At 37.6% G+C, this 19988-nt stretch carries 17 protein-coding genes; 12 read left to right on the plus strand and 5 right to left on the minus strand.

Features of this window, described 5'->3' with window-relative positions; all coding sequences use genetic code 11:
- Positions 1–17 precede the first annotated feature (17 nt).
- Positions 18–2081, plus strand: coding sequence for a M13 family metallopeptidase (locus CGC57_RS11665; protein WP_095899263.1), 2064 nt, complete (start codon positions 18–20; stop codon positions 2079–2081).
- Here the strand turns inward: CGC57_RS11665 and CGC57_RS11670 are convergent.
- From CGC57_RS11670 to prmA, 3 genes are all read right to left on the minus strand, one after another.
- Positions 2045–3544 carry a phytoene desaturase family protein gene (locus CGC57_RS11670; protein ID WP_095899264.1) on the minus strand — a complete coding sequence of 500 codons (1500 nt, stop codon included), beginning with the start codon at positions 3542–3544 and terminating at the stop codon, positions 2045–2047. The genes CGC57_RS11665 and CGC57_RS11670 overlap by 37 nt on opposite strands.
- 3 nt (positions 3545–3547) lie before the next feature.
- Positions 3548–4240 (minus strand): SMUG2 DNA glycosylase family protein, encoded by a 693-nt coding sequence (locus CGC57_RS11675; protein WP_095899265.1) that lies wholly within the window; start codon positions 4238–4240, stop codon positions 3548–3550.
- A 450-nt stretch (positions 4241–4690) separates the two neighbouring features.
- The gene (prmA, locus tag CGC57_RS11680) at positions 4691–5521 is read right to left on the minus strand and encodes a 50S ribosomal protein L11 methyltransferase (RefSeq protein ID WP_095899266.1); all 831 of its coding nucleotides are present in this window, start codon (positions 5519–5521) and stop codon (positions 4691–4693) included.
- A 141-nt stretch (positions 5522–5662) separates the two neighbouring features.
- On the opposite strand from prmA, the gene lpdA reads away from it, so the two are divergent.
- From lpdA to murI, 7 genes are all read left to right on the plus strand, one after another.
- Positions 5663–7069 carry a dihydrolipoyl dehydrogenase gene (gene lpdA / locus CGC57_RS11685; RefSeq protein WP_095899267.1) on the plus strand — a complete coding sequence of 469 codons (1407 nt, stop codon included), beginning with the start codon at positions 5663–5665 and terminating at the stop codon, positions 7067–7069.
- A 296-nt stretch (positions 7070–7365) separates the two neighbouring features.
- Complete coding sequence (gene porG / locus CGC57_RS11690; RefSeq protein WP_095899268.1) at positions 7366–8064, plus strand: type IX secretion system protein PorG; 699 nt, start codon at positions 7366–7368, stop codon at positions 8062–8064.
- 10 nt (positions 8065–8074) lie between these two features.
- Positions 8075–8797 carry an undecaprenyl pyrophosphate synthase gene (gene uppS / locus CGC57_RS11695; RefSeq protein WP_095899269.1) on the plus strand — a complete coding sequence of 241 codons (723 nt, stop codon included), beginning with the start codon at positions 8075–8077 and terminating at the stop codon, positions 8795–8797.
- 4 nt (positions 8798–8801) lie between these two features.
- A complete protein-coding gene (locus CGC57_RS11700; protein ID WP_095899514.1) occupies positions 8802–11333 on the plus strand; it encodes a BamA/OMP85 family outer membrane protein in 2532 nt (843 codons plus the stop codon).
- A 20-nt stretch (positions 11334–11353) separates the two neighbouring features.
- The gene (locus CGC57_RS11705) at positions 11354–12403 is read left to right on the plus strand and encodes an OmpH/Skp family outer membrane protein (RefSeq protein WP_095899270.1); all 1050 of its coding nucleotides are present in this window, start codon (positions 11354–11356) and stop codon (positions 12401–12403) included.
- Positions 12404–12439: 36 nt separating this feature from the next.
- Complete coding sequence (locus CGC57_RS11710; RefSeq protein ID WP_040360600.1) at positions 12440–12973, plus strand: OmpH/Skp family outer membrane protein; 534 nt, start codon at positions 12440–12442, stop codon at positions 12971–12973.
- Between the two features lie 99 nt (positions 12974–13072).
- A complete protein-coding gene (gene murI / locus CGC57_RS11715; protein ID WP_095899271.1) occupies positions 13073–13888 on the plus strand; it encodes a glutamate racemase in 816 nt (271 codons plus the stop codon).
- 17 nt (positions 13889–13905) lie between these two features.
- Here murI and CGC57_RS11720 read toward each other — a convergent pair whose 3' ends face one another.
- Positions 13906–14883 (minus strand): lytic transglycosylase domain-containing protein, encoded by a 978-nt coding sequence (locus CGC57_RS11720; protein WP_172595633.1) that lies wholly within the window; start codon positions 14881–14883, stop codon positions 13906–13908.
- A 63-nt stretch (positions 14884–14946) separates the two neighbouring features.
- Positions 14947–15204 carry a hypothetical protein gene (locus CGC57_RS11725; RefSeq protein ID WP_095899273.1) on the minus strand — a complete coding sequence of 86 codons (258 nt, stop codon included), beginning with the start codon at positions 15202–15204 and terminating at the stop codon, positions 14947–14949.
- Positions 15205–15278: 74 nt separating this feature from the next.
- Between CGC57_RS11725 and CGC57_RS11730 the strand changes: the two genes are divergently transcribed.
- From CGC57_RS11730 to CGC57_RS11745, 4 genes are all read left to right on the plus strand, one after another.
- Positions 15279–15584 carry a DUF4286 family protein gene (locus tag CGC57_RS11730; RefSeq protein ID WP_095899274.1) on the plus strand — a complete coding sequence of 102 codons (306 nt, stop codon included), beginning with the start codon at positions 15279–15281 and terminating at the stop codon, positions 15582–15584.
- An 88-nt stretch (positions 15585–15672) separates the two neighbouring features.
- Positions 15673–16713 carry a hypothetical protein gene (locus CGC57_RS11735; RefSeq protein WP_095899515.1) on the plus strand — a complete coding sequence of 347 codons (1041 nt, stop codon included), beginning with the start codon at positions 15673–15675 and terminating at the stop codon, positions 16711–16713.
- A gap of 12 nt (positions 16714–16725) precedes the next feature.
- The gene (locus CGC57_RS11740) at positions 16726–18336 is read left to right on the plus strand and encodes an OmpP1/FadL family transporter (protein WP_095899275.1); all 1611 of its coding nucleotides are present in this window, start codon (positions 16726–16728) and stop codon (positions 18334–18336) included.
- A 109-nt stretch (positions 18337–18445) separates the two neighbouring features.
- Entirely contained in the window at positions 18446–19657 is a 1212-nt protein-coding gene (locus CGC57_RS11745; protein ID WP_095899276.1) for an RsmB/NOP family class I SAM-dependent RNA methyltransferase, read from the plus strand.
- The last annotated feature ends 331 nt before the right edge of the window (positions 19658–19988 follow it).

Consider the following 19988-nt stretch of genomic DNA (forward strand, 5'->3'; position numbering starts at 1 on the left):
CAAAAACATTATACAAGATGATGAGAAAAACAGTAAAAACCGCACTGTTGTTTTCGTCGGCAGCACTCATCGTTGCTTGTGGCGGAAATAACAAAAAATCAGAAAATGCAATGACAGACAAAAATGCTGACAAGGGGCTTTCCCTTGCTGAAATGGACACTACGGTGCGTCCGCAAGATGATTTCTACAATTATGTGAACGGCACTTGGGCTAAAACAGCCAAAATACCAGCCGATAAACCTACGTGGGGCTCTTTCCATATCCTCCGTGAGAAAACTGATGAGAATTGTTTGCTTATCTTGGATAACCTCCTCAAAGAAAACTTTGCTCAGGGTACTGAAGGTCAGAAAATAAAAGACCTCTACGAATCGTTTATCGATTGGAAAAAACGCGATGCCGAAGGACTCAAACCTATTGAAGGACTTCTTGCTAAAATTGATAATATCAAAACTCTTGCAGACCTTCAAAAATATCTAGAAGAGGTAACTCCTGAGGGTGAAAACCCTATTTGTGCTTGGGGTGTATATGCCGATATGAAAGATTCTAATATGAATACTGTGTATCTCGGCAACTTTAGCATCGGTATGGGACGCGATTACTACCAAAAAGACAACAAGGAGAATACTGAGGCTTTACAAAAGTATCAAGATTATGTAATGGCTATCTTCAAAGTGCTCAAAGACGACAAAGCAGCTGAAAAAGCTAAACAAATGGTAGATTTTGAACGCTCTATAGCCAAACTAATGCTCACCAATGAGGAAGATCGCAATCCTAACCTTAGCTACAACCCTCAAACAATGGCTGAGCTTAGCAAGTTAGTGAAAAATATAAACTTGCCTCAACTCCTTAAAAACGTAGGCGTAAACACTGATAAAGTGGTTGTTTCAGAAATTCGTTTGTACAAACAATACGATAAGTTTATCAACGAAAAGAACTTGCCTCTTATCAAAGATTACCTCAAATATCAATTAGTAGCCGATAATGCGAGCAACCTTACCAAAGAACTCGATGAGCTTTCTTTTAACCTCTATAGCAAAGAGTTACAAGGGCAGCAAGAACAACGCCCAATGAACAAACGCGCGCTAAGTGTGATCAATGGTATTTTGGGTGAAGCCTTTGGTAAGTTGTATGTAGAGAAGTATTTTCCACCTAAAGCTAAAGAAGAAATGGTTACTTTGGTAGACTATCTCAAAAAGAGCTTTGCACAGCATATCAAAGATGTAACTTGGATGTCAGATGCTACTAAGGAAAAGGCTTTGGCTAAACTCAATAAATTTACAGTGAAAGTAGGTTACCCTGATAAATGGGAAGATTACTCTAAACTGACTATTGAACCTGCCGCTAAAAGTGTATATTACACTAATTTGCAACGTGTGAATGAATGGGCTTACCAAAAGAGTTTAGAAAAAGTAGGCAAACCTGTAGATAAAACTAAATGGGGTATGTCACCTCAAACAGTGAATGCGTACTACAATCCGTTGTATAATGAAATCGTGTTCCCTGCGGCTATCCTGCAACCTCCTTTCTTCAATTTTGAAGCCGACCCTGCGGTGAACTTCGGAGGTATTGGTGCTGTAATAGGTCACGAAATGACACACGGATTTGACGATAGTGGTGCTGAATTTGATGGTGATGGCAACTTGCAAAACTGGTGGACTCCTGAAGATAAAAAGAACTTTGAGAACGCTACCAAAGCCCTTGCTAAACAATACGACCAATACGAACCTGTAAAAGGTGTATTTGTAAATGGTACTTTCACCAGTGGTGAAAATATAGCCGACCTCGGTGGGGTAAACATCGCTTTTGATGCTTTGCAAATGTACTTAAAAGACAAAGGGAATGTAGATAAAATAAGCAATTTTACTCAAGATCAACGTTTCTTTATCTCTTGGGGTACTGTATGGCGTACGCTTTCTACTGATAAATACCTTACAAACCAAGTAAAAACCGACCCTCATAGCCCTGGATATTTCCGTTCGTTTGGTCCGCTTGTGAATGTAGACGCTTGGTATAAAGCCTTTGATGTAAAAGAAGGTGATAAACTCTATAAAAAACCTGAAGACCGCATCAAAATTTGGTAGGTGAGCACCGCACTGATAGTAACTCCTACTAATCCGTGCATTGCAACACTCTGCCCTGTAACATACAAATTCTTGATGTGAGTTTGTGGCATAAAAACGCTTTCCATTATATGGTTAGCGTTTTTTTTGTAGCCGTACAATGCTCCCGTAGGGTTTCCTATATAATCGCGGTAAGTGAGTGGGGTAGAGGTGTAGTAATGAGCAATAGCACTTTTGAGTGTAGGAAATTGTTGAGTTACTACATCTAATAAATCCATAGCACGTTGTTGCTTGAAAACTTCATATTGGTTACCTCTTGGGTTACCCTCGGTATTGGTAGTGAAACTATCTTGCCAGCGATGCAATTCATTGGCGTTCATATAGGTGAGGATAGTAACATTATCAGTATATTCCCTGCCGTCTTTGGGTGGGTTCATAGAGAGCATATACGAAGTTGGGAAGTCGTTAGTAGCGTAATTAGTAGCGTGGTAAACACTATTGTTATCCTTAAACCAATACACATTATAGGGCAAGTAACGAAAAGCATTTGGTTTGAGTACCAAATGCAATGAAAAGGCAGCAACCGTAGGTTGTAAGCCCTGCACGCGTTTGCAAAAAGAAGGCTTAAAAGGCGTTTTGCCTGTGATGTTAAGCAGTTGCTTTACATCTATAGCCGAAATAATTTGTTTTGCAGTAAACCGCTCTCCTTGTTTGGTGAGTACTGTGTTGATAGTATTCCCTTCACTGTATTCAAAGCCTATAACCTCTCTTTGGTTGAAAAGGTCAGCACTGTATTGGCGTAGTTTTTCAATGAGTAAGTGGGTGATTTGGCTACCCCCTTGTGTGAGTCGCCAAGCGCTTTCTATATACGAATTGACCGATAGTGCGTGCACGTATAAAGGTGTCTGCTCATCAGCGCCTCCATAGAGAAAGTTAGAGCCTAAGAGCACCGCTTTGAGTCGGTCATTGGTAGTAATATCATTGAGGAAGTCCAAGAGTTTCAAAGAAAGCGTATGCACATCGTAATCGGCTACGGCTTGTTTATGGCGGTAGAGTGGAAACTTATCGCAAATAGATTGCATCGTGTGGGTGTATGCTTCTAAGGCTTTCTTTTCATTGGGGAAGTAGGCGAGGAGTTGTTGTACGAAGTTCTCATACCCCTGAGCGTGAGGATACATCACGTTAGGTGTATCGCCAAAACAAATACGGTCGTAGCCGTTTGTATCAAGGCGTTCTAAGGAAAGATGAGAGGCAATACCTACATCTTTAAAATACTCATATAGTACCTGACCTTCTGCGAGACTTCCTATGTAATGCACTCCTGTATCAAACAGCGTATTATTGCGCACAAAAGTTTGCAAGTTACCTCCATACTGCTCATTTTTCTCCAATACGCACACGCTCTTTCCTGCTTTTGCTAAGAGCAAAGCCGAAAAGAGTCCCGAGAGCCCGCTACCTATTACCAAAACATCGTATTGCTTCATTGTCTATATTTCAAAACTCGTTAAAAACTTATCGATATACAGCTCTTTCTCTTTTGATTTATACTGCTGAATAAAGCGAGGGTGTTCCAATACTACCATTTCTCTAAATAAAACCGCTTCTTTATTCAACTTTTCTAAGAAAGTAGCGTTCTTTTTGCCTAATACGAATACCTTCTGAGTGTCTACTCCTAAGGCGATATGTTTTTTTAAAGTTTCTATCATATACTCCTTTACTGATTTGAAGAGCGCCTCATCATCGTAATAATTAGCATTGAGCCACTTGCCATCTTTAGCTTTTCGCACAATAGCCAAAGGAAAAGGTGAATTGATATAAAAATCATTGTAGAACTTAGTGACTCCACCGTATGCTTTTATCATATCATACATAAAAACAGATGATACTTCGTGGGTATGTGCCGACTTCATTACAATACCACACTCGCTTTCCAATCGCTTGGTATCAGTAAAAGGAACCCCTGTAACCCCTGCTCCGTGCCTACTGGGGTTGATACCTATAATAAATTTCCGTTGGTGATTATCGTTGTAGAATTTGTGATAAAAAGCACGCATCACTTCCATAGTTTCAGGGTTATCCAAATAAGGATTGAGTACATCAAAACCCTCAGGCAAGGATTGGTTGTATGCTAAATGTGTGTTGAAGTTGATAACTCTATCGGCAAAAGTATTATTTTTCATTACTAGTGTCTCCAAAAATATGTTAAAGTTTGTTTGTAAATAACTTATTGTCAAAAACTTAATTCTTAAAAATTATGTCCGAGACTTGAAATGAATATTTGCATTCTGAACTTAACTTACAATAAAAATGTATTCAGAACGCTATGTTTTTTCTCAACTCACAATATATTTATCTCAAAATAATATTAGAGTATTCTAAATATTCACTTTTACGGATTGTGGCGCTGTCCAAAAAGTCTCAAAATCACTTTTGCATAGCTACACTTTGCCAAAGTCTGAAACTTTGGCAAAGTTGATTGATCTGATAATCAATCACTTTTAGAGTGTGCTATGTAGGGGCGTTTTGTAAACGCCCACATAAATAAAACTTTTCGGACAGCCTCAATGGGGGAGAGGCTTTTAAATGAAGAAGTTCTTAATTATCTAAAGCCTCTTTACTAATCATAACTATTATTTTCCAAATTTCACTGCAACCCAGTTGTTGCGCTCCAAGTGCTCAATATATTGCAAACCGTATGCTGCTGCTTTTTCGCGAATAAGCGGAATATCTTCCTTGTAAAAACCACTGAGCAAGAGAGTGCCTCCTGCTTTGAGGGCTGGCACATATTGTGGTATATCATTCAAGAGAATATTGCGGTTGATATTCGCAATAATAAGGTCAAAATCCTTTTCATTAGCTAGTGAAGAAGCATCTCCCAGCTGTACTTTAATCTGTTTACAGCCATTGCGTTCTACATTTTCTATAGAGTTCTCCACACACCATTCGTCTACATCAATAGCAAGCACCTCAGTGGCACCACGTTTAGCAGCCATAATAGCAAGTACGCTTGTGCCACAACCCATATCGAGCACCTTTTTGCCTTTGAGTTCTTCCTTTAGAAGGAATTGCAACATCATATAGGTAGTCTCGTGATGACCAGTGCCAAAACTCATCTTAGGGTCAATCACAATCTCATAAGGGGTATGTGCTTCAGGGTGAAAGGTAGCGCGTACAGTACACTTATCATCTACCGTGATAGGCTCAAAGTGTTTTTCCCATTCCTCATTCCAATTCACCTGTTCAATCGTTTGATAGCTGTAACTGATTTGAAATTCTTCACTGCGAAGTATCTGTATGTCAGAGAGTATGTCAGCATTCCAAAAAGGTTCTTGTATATAAGCCTGCAAACCGGTTTCGGTATCTACAAAACTCTCAAAGCCCACTTCAGCAAGTTCAGCAACTAATATTTCAGAAGCAATACCTATAGGAGTAATGGTAAAAGTGTATTCTATATAATTCATTTGAAGAAAGGTAAAATTTATTTAGAGTGCAAAAATAAGAAATAATTGCAAAAAGAAAGTGATAAATAAGAAAAAAGTTATATCTTTGCGGGGTGTACAATAGAATTGAAAAAACAGATTGACAATTAAATAGTAACTATTATGAAAATGTACGACATTGTAATCATTGGTTCAGGTCCAGGAGGCTATGTGGCTGCTATTCGCGCTGGACAATTGGGCTTCAAAACTGCCCTTATAGAAAAGTACAATACTTTGGGAGGTACTTGCCTCAATGTAGGTTGTATTCCATCTAAAGCCCTACTCGATTCCTCTCATCATTACGAGGAAGTAACACAACATCTTGAGGCTCACGGCATCGAAATTGCTGGAGAGGTAAAATTTAGCTTAGAGAAAATGATAGATCGCAAGGCTGCTGTGGTAGAACAGACCTGCGCAGGAGTGAAATTCTTGATGGAAAAAAATAAAGTTGATGTTTTCACAGGAGTTGGTAGTTTTGAATCACCTACGGAACTGAAAATAACAGCTTCAGATGGAACTTCCGAAACTATAACAACAAAATATGCTATCATCGCTACAGGCTCTAAACCCGCAACTTTGCCTTTTATCAAACTTGATAAAGAACGTGTGATTACCTCTACCGAAGCTCTCAAACTCAAAGAAGTACCTAAACACCTTATCGTAATAGGGGGTGGGGTGATAGGTTTGGAATTAGGACAAGTGTACAGCCGCCTTGGGGCTAAAGTATCAGTAGTCGAATACACCGATAGTATTATCCCTACAATGGATAGAGGTTTAGGGCGTGAACTCACTAAAGTGCTTAAAAAACAAGGTTTTAACATCTATACAAGCCATAAAGTAACCGAAGTTACTCGCGACGGTAATATAGTAATTGTAAAAGCAATCTCTCCTAAAGGGGAAACTATTAGTTTAGAAGGTGATTACTGCTTGGTAGCCGTCGGTCGTCTTCCTTATACTCGTGGGCTCAATCTTGAAGCTGCTGGCGTACAAAAAGACGAACGGGGTAGGGTAGTAGTAAACGATCACTTGCAAACTAATGTGCCTAATATCTATGCTATAGGCGATGTGGTACGAGGGGCTATGCTAGCTCATAAAGCTGAAGAAGAGGGGGTATTGGTAGTGGAACAACTTGCCGGACAAAAACCTCATATCGACTATAATCTCATACCGGGGGTGGTTTATACGTGGCCTGAAGTTGCCTCAGTAGGAAAATCTGAAGAACAACTCAAAGCCGATGGAATTGCTTATAAAGTAGGTCAGTTTGCTTTTCGTGCTTTGGGGCGTGCTCGTGCCAGTATGGATACCGATGGCTTTGTCAAGATTTTAGCTGATACTCAAACTGACGAAGTATTAGGAGTGCATATCATTGGAGCTCGTGCAGCCGATATGATAGCTGAAGCTGTTACAGCTATGGAGTTCCGTGCTAGTGCTGAAGATATTGCTCGTATTTGCCACGCACACCCTACTTTCACCGAGGCTGTAAAAGAAGCTGCCTTAGCAGCAACCGAAAATCGTGCTATTCACGCATAAATCAGATGGTTAATAACTAACAAAACTTTGCCAAAGCTAATAGCCTGCAATGCTATGACCTTTGGCAAAGTTATTTTTATATACCAATTTTGCTATTTTGGCACAATCTTGGTGGATACATCCTTATAGTGCGATTTTTTTGTGAAGGAGTGATTTGTTTTATATATGATTAAAAATCAGCTTAATAACTACATTTTTCAGAAAAGTAGAAATGTTAAATAAAATAAAAAATAACAAATAATGAGTGTTATGTCATATAAAACACCTATATTTGCGCCTTGCATAGAATAGTATATATGTACAAAAAATTACACATCCTATTTATAGTATTAGTGGCGCAATTCGCCTCAGCACAGCGATATGAGTTAGGTGTCTTCTTAGGAGGAAGTAACCCCATTGCTGATATTGGTCGCACTCACTACGTGTACCCTAACGAGTTTGCTTTTGGTGGATTGTTCAAATGGAACTTCCACGAACGTATGTCTGCTCGTGTGCAGATAACTAAAACTGCCCTCAGCGGTAATGATGCACAATCGGATATACCAGGAAAACGCAATCGTCAGTTTTCCTTCCGTACCGATGTTACTGATATGACCGCAGGGGTTGAGTGGCATTTCTTTAGCTACAAAATCAAAAATCTGCTCGATCGTCCTATTACACCTTATATTTTCGGAGGTATTACAGGATTTTGGCATGATGATTTGTATTTTGATCCTGCTTATCCTAAACCTACAGATGCTATCGATACTTCTCGACGAGATTTCGACTTTGCAGTCCCTGTAGCTTTTGGTGTAAAAGCTAAAATTACAAACCGATTGGTTTTGGCAGGTGAGGTGATGTTTCATTTTACCTTTACTAATAATATAGATGGTACGGCTCCTAAAAACCGTCCTTTTATATTTGGTAATATAGGTAGAAGTTATGATTGGTATACCCTTTCTGGACTTACACTTACCTATACTTTTGGAGAATGGCCTTGTTATTGTAGAAATTAGTGAAATTTAAATGGAAATAACCAAATACCCGAAACACTTGGCTATTATAATGGACGGCAATGGGCGCTGGGCAAAAAAACAAGGTTTGCTCAGGGCTTTTGGTCACGAAAAAGGTGTACAAACTGTAAGACAGGTAGTCGAATATTGTGTAGAACACAAAATTCCTTATCTTACATTGTACGCTTTTTCTACTGAAAACTGGAATCGTCCTGCTTTAGAAGTAAAAGCCTTGATGGAATTATTAGTGAAGTTCTTAAAAAAAGAGGTGGATAGTTTGCTGAAAAACAATGTGAAATTGAACACTATAGGCAATTTAGACCGCTTTCCACCCAAAGCTCGTGAAACATTGCTCGCTACTATTGATAAACTAAAACACAACACTGGAGTTACCCTCACTTTAGCCCTTAGCTATGGGGCGCGAGAGGAATTGCTCACCGCTGTAAAACAGATTGCTACTAAGGTGAAAGACGGCGAATTAACTGCCGATGCTATCACCGAGCAAACGCTACAACAACATTTGTACACTAATAATTTGCCCGATGTAGATTTGCTCATCCGCACCAGTGGAGAATATCGTATTAGTAACTTTTTGTTATGGCAAATAGCCTATGCCGAACTCTATTTTGCTGAGGTACTATGGCCAGATTTTACAAAAAAACATTTAGAGGATGCACTCCTCAATTATCAAAATAGAGAAAGACGATTTGGAAAAACAAGCGAACAACTTACGTAAAACTATGCTGAAAAAAATTATATTACTCGCCTTTTTGGCTCTGGTAAGCCTTGTGAATGCACAAGAAGAAAGAATATCATTAGGACAAGGAAAAAAATACACCATAGGTGGCATCGAAGTTACTGGTGCCAAACGTTATAACGAACAAACTATCCTCACTACTTCTGGTTTGAAGGTAGGAGATGTAATTGAAATCCCCAGTGAGAAATTCAGTGCAATTATCCATAAATTATGGAGTTATAAGTTGTTTAGCGATATCAATATCTATATCAAAAAGGTAGAGGGAGATACAGTTTTTTTGGAATTAGCTATTAAAGAAACTCCTTCCCTTGTAAATGTAAAAGTAACAGGTATTGGGCAGAAAAAAAGTGAAACTCTCCTCAAAGATGCAGATATTAAAAAAGGTGCTAAAGTAAATGAGAGTTTGATTGCGAATACCCGAAACTATATCACCAATAAATATCGAAAAGATGGTTACCTAAATACTAAAGTAACTATTGATACTAAGGTAGATACTACCGATGCTAACGGAGTGGATATGCTTATTCATATTGATAAAGGTAGTAAAGTAAAAGTAGATAAAATAGTTTTTGAAGGTAACCAGCAGTTCAGTTCAGCCAAGTTGCGTAAAAAACTCAAAAAAACCAAACAAATACAATTTGGTCGCTTTTGGAAACGCTCTAAGTATGTGAAAAAGAACTACGAAGAAGACCTTACAAATCTCATCGACTTCTATAAAGAAAAAGGCTATCGTGATGCTCGTGTGGTAAGCGATTCTCTCATCAAAGAAAAAGATGGTAATGTAAGTTTAAATATTGCTGTAGAAGAAGGCAAACGTTATTATTTCGGTGATATCCGCTTTTTGGGGAACTCAGTCTACAACGACCGCGTACTCAATCAAATTTTAGGTATCAAAAAAGGCGATGTGTATAACGGAGTGTTACTCAAAAAACGCGTGCAGGACAATACCAAACCCGATGCTGAAGATATTACCAACTTATACCAAAATAGTGGTTACCTTTTCTCTCAAGTACACCCTGTAGAAACTTCAGTGGTGAACGATACTATCAATTTTGAAATACGCATTGTAGAAGGGAAACCTGCTTATTTCAATAAAATAACAGTAAAAGGTAACGAAAAAACAAATGACTATGTGATTTATCGCGAATTGCGCACCCGCCCTGGTTACCTATATAGTAAAGATGCAGTAGTGCGTACTGTGCGTGAATTAGGTCAGTTACAACTCTTTGATGCACAAAACATCAACCCCGAATTTAAAAACGCCGATCCTAATGCAGGAACAGTAGATATTGAGTATAACCTTACCGAAACAGGTTCAAGTCAGGTACAATTACAAGGTGGTTATGGAGGAGGTTCTTTTATTGGAACAGTAGCTCTATCGTTCAACAACTTCTCTATCAAAAATATATTCAATAGAAAAGCTTATCGTCCTGTACCTATGGGTGACGGACAAAGTTTATCACTCAGCTTGCAAGTGAGTAGATACTATCGCACTTATGGATTCTCATTTGCTGAACCTTGGATGGGAGGCAAACAACCAGTGCAGTTCTCAGTGTCATTTAGCCGTACTGAACAATTTGGTTATAGCTATAGAAGTTATGATGTAGATAAAAGCCGTCGTGTATATATCACTGAGTTTAGTTTAGGATTAGCAAAACGTCTTAGAGTTCCAGACGACTATTTCCAAATCGCTCACACACTCACTTATAAACACTATGATTTGAAAGATTATCCTAATTTAGGACTCTTTACTTTCAAAGATGGTTCATCTAACTCTTTTGCTTACACTATTGCTTTATCACGTAATTCTAGCGGACCTAACCCTATCTATCCAATGACAGGTAGTAGCTTTACTATCAGCGCAAAGGTTACCCCTCCTTATTCTTTGTTTAATGGAGTGAATTATGCTAAGTTGTTAGAAGAGCGTACACAAGCTATAGCGAATAACGATAGCGACAAAATAGCCTCTATAGACCAAGAACGCTTCCGCTGGTTAGAATTCTATAAATTCAAATTCACTTCAGCTTGGTATACTAATTTGTACAGCAAGTTTGTATTGAAATTTGGAGCCGACTTTGGTTATCTTGGGGCTTATAACAACAATCGTGGTATAGTACCTTTTGAACGCTTCTTTATGGGAGGTGATGGATTAGGTTATTACAATATGGATGGTCGTGAGAATATACAAATGCGTGGTTATGAGAACTACGGATTATCTTCAGATAGTGGAGAAACTATATTCAACAAATTCTCATTAGAGTTGCGTTACCCTATCACTCTCAAACCTATGGCTTCTATCTATGGTTTGGCATTTGCTGAAGGAGGAAATGTACACGATGGATTCTCAAACTTCAATCCTTTCCAACTTAAGCGTTCAGCAGGTTTAGGCTTGAGACTCTTTATGCCACAATTCGGTATGTTGGGTATTGATTTTGGTTATGGATTTGATAATCCAGCCAATAGTACAAACCGCAGTGGTTGGCAAACTCATTTCATTTTTGGACAACAATTCTAATTTTTGGCACGATATTTTCTATGAAAAAGTTATCAGTTCTTTTTGCAGTGCTATTGGCAACAATAACACTTTCATTTGCACAGAAGCCTTCCCGTATAGGCTATGTGGATATGGACTATATTTTGGCTAATTTGGAAGAATACAAAGTAGCAAACCAGCAGTTTGCATTGCAAGTAGAACAATGGCAAGCAGAGATAGAAAAACGCCTGAATAAAATACAAGCTGAAAAAGATAAGTTAGAGGCTGAAAAAGCATTACTTACTCCCGAATTGATAAAAGATAAGGAAGAGGAAATCGCTTTGATGGAGTACAACCTCAATGCCTACAAACAGCAAAAGTTTGATGCTAAAGATGGAGAGTACATCAATCAAAAGTTTTTGCTCGCCAAGCCTATTCAAGACCAAGTGTTCAACATAGTGCAAGAGATAGGTAAATTGCGCAAGTATGACTTTATTTTTGAAAAAAGTGATGCGACAATGTTGTTTTCTAACGAGCAACACAATCTTAGTAAGGTAGTACTTCGCGCTCTGAAGAAAAAAGATAACGCTGCCGATCGCAATAAAGATATGGCAGAGCTCTTAAAAGAAAGTTACGATTTTGAGTTTGTAGAAGAACGTGTAAAAAAACGCAAAGAAGCTGAAAAAGCACGTGAGGAACGCCGAGTGCAATATGAACAAGAGCGTTTGCGCAAAACAGAAGAAATGAAGCAACAGCGTGAAAACTTCAGAGCCCAACGTGCTAAAGAACAAGCAGAACGCCAGCAAAAAGCTCAACAGGAACGCGAAACTTTGAAAGCTCAACGCGAAAAAGAACAAGCGGAACGCGTGCAGAAAATGCAACAAGAACGTGAGACCTTAAAAGCTCAACGCGAAAAAGAACAAGCGGAACGCGTACAGAAAATGCAGCAAGAGCGTGAAGCTTTAAAAGCTCAACGTGAAAAAGAACAAGCTGAGCGCATTCAAAAAGCTCAGCAAGAGCGTGAAGCTTTAAAAGCTCAACGTGAAAAAGAACAAGCAGAACGCTTGCAAAAACAACAAGAAGCGGGAACACAATCTCGCACAACAAACTAAGTAAAAATTTTAAAATAACTAATATTACAAACAAAGATGATGAGAAACATTAGAACATTGATGATTGCATTGGCTCTCTTTTTTGGAGCTACAACAATGCTCACTGCACAGGTGAAAGTTGCCCATATAGATGTGCAAAAACTTTTGGAAGAAATGCCTGAAAGAAAGTCTATAGAAGCTCAATTGAAGAAAATGGAGCAAGGTTATATGAACGACATTCAAGCTGCTATCAAAGAATTGCAAGCTAAAGCTCAAAAATATGATAATGAGTATGCAGCACTCTCTGAAGCTCAAAGAAAATCAAGAGAAGCTGAGTTCCTTAAAAAATCTGAGGAAATAAAAACAATGGAAGAAAATATCCGTAAAACTCAACAAACAGCTGCCGAAAGTTTACAAAAAAAACAACAAGAACTTGTAGAACCTTTGCTTAAAAAAGTAAAAACTGCTATTGAAAATATTGCTAAAGAAAAAGGCTTGCAATACGTATTAGATTCAAGTGCAGGTTCAAGTGTGATTGTTGCTACAGGTGAAGACCTCTATGGCACTGTAAAAAAGAAATTAGGTTTCTAATTGAAAACTACACATATTTAAATGGTTTATTTACAAAAAGTGTTCGCTATATGAACACTTTTTTTTATTTTTGCACCATCAAAATAAGATTATAGAAAAATGAGTGATGTTACATTCTCCACAGCTCCTATAGGTTTATTTGATTCGGGGGTAGGAGGAACTACTATTTGGAAGGAAATTAATGCCTTAATGCCTAATGAGAGTACTCTTTTTTTAGCTGATAATAAGAATGCTCCTTATGGAGAAAAAACTAAGGAAGAAATCATAGCACTCTGTGATGCCAATACTCAATTTTTGTTAGCTCAAAAAGCTAAAATTATAGTAGTAGCTTGCAATACAGGTACGACTAATGCAATTTCTTATTTGAGAAATAAGTATAAGGATGTACCTTTTATAGGTATCGAACCTGCTATCAAACCAGCAAGTTTACAGAGTGTAACTAAAAAAATAGGGGTTTTAGCCACTCGTAGTACTCTTGCAAGCGATCTTTTTGCCAAAACAAGTGAGCATCTCAAGCAAGAAGAACAAGTGGAAATTATAGAGCAAGTAGGTGAGGGGTTGGTAGACCTTATAGAAGCAGGACGTATAGAAAGCCCCGAAATGACTCAATTGTTGCGCCGCCACCTTTTGCCAATGGTCGCCTTAGGTATTGATTATTTAGTATTGGGCTGTACCCATTATCCCTATTTGTTACCACAGATACAACAACTCATTCCAGCTCATATCAAAGTTATAGATTCGGGCTATGCTGTTGCTAAACAAACGAGAAATATACTATTACAACACCATTTGCTCAACGAAGATACAAGTATGACACCCAGTCACCTTTGGCTTGCCAATGGTAATACAGAAGTATTAAAACAATTTGCCCCCAAAGAAAAAGGATTAGAAAACTTGCAAATTTCTAATTTCTAACTTCTAATTCCTAATTCCTATTTTTTAGGGATCCTAATGTAATAGTTTTTGCCATCTTTGTTGTCAAGTTTTCTATCACGTAGCCAAGGATTGTAATTTTTTAACTCTTTGTAAGTGATATTTTGACTTTTAGCAAAATCACTAAGATTTTCTATGGTGCTATCTACCATTACATTATAAGTAGGTAATTCGTTGTACAAGTGTTTTTTATCGAAGATAAATCCATACTTTTTGGGGTGCTTCATTATTTCTTTTACAGCCAAAATACGGAATACATAACGCGAAGTTTCACTGTTTAGGTACAAATCGTAGTAGTTGTTTGTTTGCTGAAAAGTAGTCTGTTTGTTCATTCCTGCTACACCAGCGTTGTAGGCAGCTGCAGCCATTGTCCATGAACCTGTGCTACGTTTGGCTTTATTTAGGTAATCACAAGCAGCTTGCGTTGCTTTTTCTAAGTGATAACGTTCATCAACTTGGTCGCTTACTTCTAAACTGTACTCTTGAGCAGCAGCTTTCATAAACTGCCAAAAACCACTAGCTCCTGAAGGCGATATAGCATTGGTGAGTCCGCTTTCTATAACAGCTAAATATTTAAAATCGTCAGGAATATTGTTGCGTTTGAGTATAGGTTCTATGATGGGGAAATATTTGTTGGCGCGCTTGAATAGCAACAAACTGTTAGACTGCCAATAAACATTCACGAGAAATTCTCGGTCTAATCGTTCGTATACATCAGGGTCATCCATAGGTACTTTTTCACCTGCAAAATCTAATTTTTCAGGTAGGTCAATAGCGTATGTTCTGTAGTTATCAAAAAAATCATCTTTGTGATTAGAAGAAGTTTCTTCACTAGCAAGAGGATTCTCAGTTAGTTCAGCTTCTGCTTGTTCAAAAATATTGTGGTCTTCTTTCTTAACCGACATAGCGTTTACTAAGAACCCTGAAAGCAGTACTACACCACCACTGATAAGAATGTATTGTAATGTTTTTTTCATTATTGTTTTCTTTTTTAAATTAAAACTTTGCTAAAGACGGATTGCGACTTTAGCAAAGTGAAATTACGCTAAGGCGTTGAGTTTTCCAATCAAGATAGCTGCTTTTTCTTCAAACTCTCTTCTTACTTGTTTGAGATGAGCACCTCTGTTTTCTACTGATTTATCAGCTACTTTATCAATAAGTGAGTCAAAATCATTTAGGATTTCTCCTACAAGAGCTTTGCCCTCTTTGGTTTCCATTTTCCCAGTGAAATACACAGCGTCAATGATATCTCCCAACACATAGTTGATCTCTTTTTTTAAAATGCGAATGCTTGCCATACGTTTTTAATTTATTGGTGATTTGCCGGCAAAGTTACAAATTAATTCTTATCTTTGCAAAAAATAAATCAGTTATGTACGTATACAATTTAACGATGGTAGTGAGTGATGAAGTGTTTTTACTTTGGCAGAATTGGCTGCAATCTGTTTATTTACCAATAGTAAAAACATCAGGAACTATAGAAAAAGTACGAGTATTCAAATTGTTAGACGCTCCCGAAAAGCATTATGCAGTACATTGCGAAACCTCATCTCCCACTCAGTTAATGCATTTTATTGAAAATACTATCCCTCAACTTTTACAACAAGCAGCTGAAACTTTTGGAGAGAAAGTTCTTTTTTGGGGAACTCAACTCAAAGAAGTGAAAACTCAAGACTAGATGAGAAAAGAATTTGGCATAAAAATTGATTTATGACTATTAGCTATCAACTATTAACTCATTGCTATTAACTAAAATAAAAATGACTATGAAAAAGAATGTAAAACTTACAAGTGTAATGAAACAACTTGTCTTGGCAATCGTAGTTTCATTCACATTCACTTCTTGCGTCGGCTACTACTATGCCGATGGCATTTATAACGACCCCGTGCCCGAAAGGCCACGTTATGTAGAGAGAGAAATGCCTCCTCAACGTTATGATTATCCACCTGAAAATCGTTATGCTGATAATGGTTATAACAGCTATTTTAGAGATAAAGCCAAACAGTATGAAAATCCTGTTGTTGATAGTAGTTTTACCCATTTTACCGATGTAAATAGTTACCGTTCTAATGCCTATGCTTCAGGAACTTCTTCTTATGGAGGTTGGGGTTCTAACCCTTCACAGGTGAATGTAAATGTCTACAATCGCGGTTGGGCAAATCCTTACTATGGTTATTACGCTTATCCATACTATCGTTCTTATCGTTCTGGTTGGAGTCTATCTTTAGGTTGGGGTAGTTATTACGACCCTTATTGGGATAACTACTACTATGGAGGCTACTATCCTTACTATGGTTACAATCCTTACTATGGTTACAATCCTTATTATGGTTATGCTCCTTATTATGGTTATAATTCATTTTATGGCTATGGCTATTACCCTTATGCTTATGGCTACTATCCTTATGGATATTATTACGACTATTACCGTCCAAGAGATTATTACTATGAACCCAACTATTCCTATGGTAATAGTAGAGGGCGTGCTATCATAAGAGAAGATGGACGAAGGGGCGATCCAAATCGTTATAGTGATTATGACAGAGGTTCTTATAATCGTTCACAAACACAAGGTTCTTATAATCATCGCTATGACAATGAAACAAATAGACCCTCTTATCAAAATCAGAATTCTTCTTACAATAGCAATCCTTCAGGTTATGAATTAAGAAGAGCTTATGAATCTAATAATTCTAACTATTCAGGTAGAAACTCTAATTATGGCAATAGTAATTCAAGTGGAAATTATAATAGTAGCAATTCCTCTAATAATGGAGGAGGATATAGAAGTTCTAACCGTGATTAAAAATATTAACAAATGAAAAAAGTCAATCATATATTACTTTTATTAGCTTTTCTTTTTGTAGTGAATATACAAGCACAGAATTATACTGATGCTTTACGTTATACAACAGAAGAGCTTACAGGTACCGCTCGTTTCAAAGCAATGAGTGGCGCTTTTGGAGCCTTAGGAGGTGATCCTTCGGCTTTCAATATAAACCCTGCAGGAAGTGCTGTCTTTAACGCAAGTGAAATTTCTTTTTCTTTAAATAATAATAATCAAAAAAGAAATATTGCCTTCCTTGATAGAAATCACAAACAAAGTAACAATGATTTTAATCTCAATCACTTTGGTCTTGTTCTAACACTACCTGATGCATCACCTACTTTTAAAAGAATAAGTTTTGGATTTAATTACCAATTAGCAAAAACTTTTGATAATGATAAGTTTTCTTATTCAGCTTATAATAGCAAAGGCTTAGATGATTATTTTTTGTATTACGCTACTAAAGGTAACGGAGGTAATCCTTTCAGCTTTGATACTTTTGCTAATGGATACAATTATAGACATGCTAATCAGCAAGAGGAAATAGGTGAATACTATGCTAAATTAGGACGTACAGAAGGTTATGCTGCTCAAATGGCTTATTTAGGTTTGATGGCAAATGTCCTCTCTCCACAGTCTCTTACAGCTACTAATACTACTTATATACCTAGTGGCTATAATCAAGAACGATTAGAAACTTATAGAATAGATCGTTCAGGTTATATAAATAAATATAATTTTAACTTCTCTTCTCAAATAGGTGATTTTATTTACTTGGGAATGAATTTAAATGTACATAACATTAATGAAAAAGCACTTTATAGCTTGAAGGATGAAAATTTCCAAAATAATAACCCTTTACTGCGATATGCTAATCACAAACAATATATCAATACATTAGGTGAAGGAATTTCACTACAATTGGGAAGTATAATTAAAATAACTGATAATTTACGAGTAGGAGTCGCTTATCAATCACCTACATGGTATAGTCTCAAAGAAGAATCACGCCAAGTTTTATATGCAACTTTAGGAATTGCAAGCCGTACGTATGACTATGATGTTGAGCTCATCAATCGTTATGGAGACCCTATTTGGTATGAACGTGAATATAAATTTCGTACTCCTGGCTCATGGACAGGTAGTATAGCTTATATTATCAAAAAAAGAGCAATATTGAGTGTAGATTATACCTATAAAGCCTATGATAATATGAAATTTAGAAGTAACAATATGAAAGCGGAGAATACTATTATCCAAAACGAATTAGGAGACACTTCTTCCTTGCGATTGGGTGGCGAATTCCGTATTCCTTTTAAATTGTTTAAAGAACAAGAAACAAGCAGAAACTACGTAAGTCTCCGTGCAGGTTATCGTTATGAGCAGAGTCCTTATAGAAAGAAAATAGCTCCTGTAGGAGACCTTAATGGGTATTCATTTGGGGCAGGGATTACCTTAGGAGGCATTCGTTTAGATGCTTCTTATGATATCGCTAAACAAACTAACCTATACCAAATGTACGAAACCGTCCTTACTGATAACGCACAGATCAAATCAACTTATGGTAACTTCTTGTTTACCTTTACGGCACAGCTCTTTTAATTAAATAATATTAGAATTACTTTTGTATCATATTGTAGGGGCGAATTATTGCAATTTCCCCTCAAAAAAAGAGACGGTAATAAAAAATTGCCGTCTCATTTTTAGTATAATGAAATTACACAGAAACTTAGTAGATGCCGTGATAGAGGGGCTTACCTTTATCTTCAATGAAGGGCAATACGCCGATAAAGTAGTTGAAAAACAACTCAAAAAAGATAAACGTTGGGGTGCTCGCGATAGGGCTTTCATCGCCGAAACTATTTATGACATCGTGCGTTGGAAACGCCTTTATGCCGAAATTGCCGAAGTACACGAACCCTTTACAGTGCATAACCTGCGCCGTATGTTTGCCGTGTGGGCAACCCTAAAAAGTATTACCTTGCCCGATTGGGGTAACTATTTTGAAGATACGCCTGCTCGCCGAATTAAAGGTAAGTTCGATGAACTTTCTAAACTTAGAAAATTCCGTGAATCAGTACCCGATTGGTTAGATACCTTGGGAGTACAAGAATTAGGCGAAACCTTGTGGAATGACGAACTGCACGCTCTCAATAGTTTAGCGCCCGTAGTATTGCGTGTCAATACCCTCAAAACTTCTTTGGAACGCTTGCAACAGTTTTTACAACAAGAAGGAGTAGCAACTTATCCCTTGCGTAACTATCCTAATGCGTTGCAATTAGTAGAACGGGGCAATATCTTTAAAACCCAAGCCTTTGCCGATGGTCTATTTGAGGTACAAGATGCTTCCTCTCAAAAAGTTGCTCCTTTTATGCAAATAGACGACAAGGTGAAACGCGTAATCGATACTTGTGCAGGGGCAGGAGGCAAAACACTCCATATAGCCAACTTATTGCAAAATAAAGGTCAGGTGATTGCAATGGATATCTATGAGCAGAAGTTACAAGAACTCAAACGCCGAGCACGCCGTAATGGGGCTTTCAACATAGAAACCAAACTGATAGACCCTAAACAGCTCAAACGCTTGCAAGGCACTGCCGACCGTGTTCTTATCGATGCCCCTTGTAGTGGTTTGGGAGTATTGCGCCGCAACCCCGATGCCAAGTGGAAATTACGCCCTGAGTTTTTAGACGAGATACGTGCTACCCAACAAGAAATCTTGCAACAATATAGTAAATTACTCAAGAAAGGAGGCAAACTCGTTTATGCAACTTGTTCTATATTGCCGAGTGAAAACCATCAACAAGTAGAGAAATTCTTAGCTTCGGAATCCGGAAAAGATTTTCGCTTAGAAGCTGAAGAAGTGATATTTGCACATCAATCAGGTTACGATGGCTTCTATATGGCGAGACTCGCTTTTTAGGTATGTTGTAGGGGCTAATAGCAATTAGCCCTACTATTATAAACCTTTTGCATAGCTACACTCTGCCAAAGTTTTAATTGCTCGTCGTGCTACGACCTTTGACAAAGTTGATTGCCTTGATAATCAATTACTTTTAAAGTATCACAATATATTCACAAAATAATTCACCGTAAGGTGAAAATTTGTGAGATAATATAAAGCGAAGAGTTTTATACAGTCCCAAATTCGTGTAAATTCGTGAAATTCGTGGGAGATTAAAAATATTTTGCTGATTGTTAAGTGATTAATTATATTGAACTCACATTAATTACTTTTGTAAATTAGGATTGTT

The organism is Capnocytophaga sputigena, assembly GCF_002302495.1.
In the GTDB taxonomy this organism is placed as follows: Bacteria; Bacteroidota; Bacteroidia; order Flavobacteriales; family Flavobacteriaceae; genus Capnocytophaga; species Capnocytophaga sputigena.

Bases quoted from the DNA above. Each gene is read 5' to 3' on its own strand.
- CGC57_RS11665 (WP_095899263.1), top strand. From the start codon at position 18: ATGATGAGAAAAACAGTAAAAACCGCACTGTTGTTTTCGTCGGCAGCA.
- CGC57_RS11670 (WP_095899264.1), bottom strand. From the start codon at position 3,544: ATGAAGCAATACGATGTTTTGGTAATAGGTAGCGGGCTCTCGGGACTC.
- CGC57_RS11675 (WP_095899265.1), bottom strand. From the start codon at position 4,240: ATGAAAAATAATACTTTTGCCGATAGAGTTATCAACTTCAACACACAT.
- prmA (WP_095899266.1), bottom strand. From the start codon at position 5,521: ATGAATTATATAGAATACACTTTTACCATTACTCCTATAGGTATTGCT.
- lpdA (WP_095899267.1), top strand. From the start codon at position 5,663: ATGAAAATGTACGACATTGTAATCATTGGTTCAGGTCCAGGAGGCTAT.
- porG (WP_095899268.1), top strand. From the start codon at position 7,366: ATGTACAAAAAATTACACATCCTATTTATAGTATTAGTGGCGCAATTC.
- uppS (WP_095899269.1), top strand. From the start codon at position 8,075: ATGGAAATAACCAAATACCCGAAACACTTGGCTATTATAATGGACGGC.
- CGC57_RS11700 (WP_095899514.1), top strand. From the start codon at position 8,802: ATGCTGAAAAAAATTATATTACTCGCCTTTTTGGCTCTGGTAAGCCTT.
- CGC57_RS11705 (WP_095899270.1), top strand. From the start codon at position 11,354: ATGAAAAAGTTATCAGTTCTTTTTGCAGTGCTATTGGCAACAATAACA.
- CGC57_RS11710 (WP_040360600.1), top strand. From the start codon at position 12,440: ATGATGAGAAACATTAGAACATTGATGATTGCATTGGCTCTCTTTTTT.
- murI (WP_095899271.1), top strand. From the start codon at position 13,073: ATGAGTGATGTTACATTCTCCACAGCTCCTATAGGTTTATTTGATTCG.
- CGC57_RS11720 (WP_172595633.1), bottom strand. From the start codon at position 14,883: ATGAAAAAAACATTACAATACATTCTTATCAGTGGTGGTGTAGTACTG.
- CGC57_RS11725 (WP_095899273.1), bottom strand. From the start codon at position 15,204: ATGGCAAGCATTCGCATTTTAAAAAAAGAGATCAACTATGTGTTGGGA.
- CGC57_RS11730 (WP_095899274.1), top strand. From the start codon at position 15,279: ATGTACGTATACAATTTAACGATGGTAGTGAGTGATGAAGTGTTTTTA.
- CGC57_RS11735 (WP_095899515.1), top strand. From the start codon at position 15,673: ATGAAAAAGAATGTAAAACTTACAAGTGTAATGAAACAACTTGTCTTG.
- CGC57_RS11740 (WP_095899275.1), top strand. From the start codon at position 16,726: ATGAAAAAAGTCAATCATATATTACTTTTATTAGCTTTTCTTTTTGTA.
- CGC57_RS11745 (WP_095899276.1), top strand. From the start codon at position 18,446: ATGAAATTACACAGAAACTTAGTAGATGCCGTGATAGAGGGGCTTACC.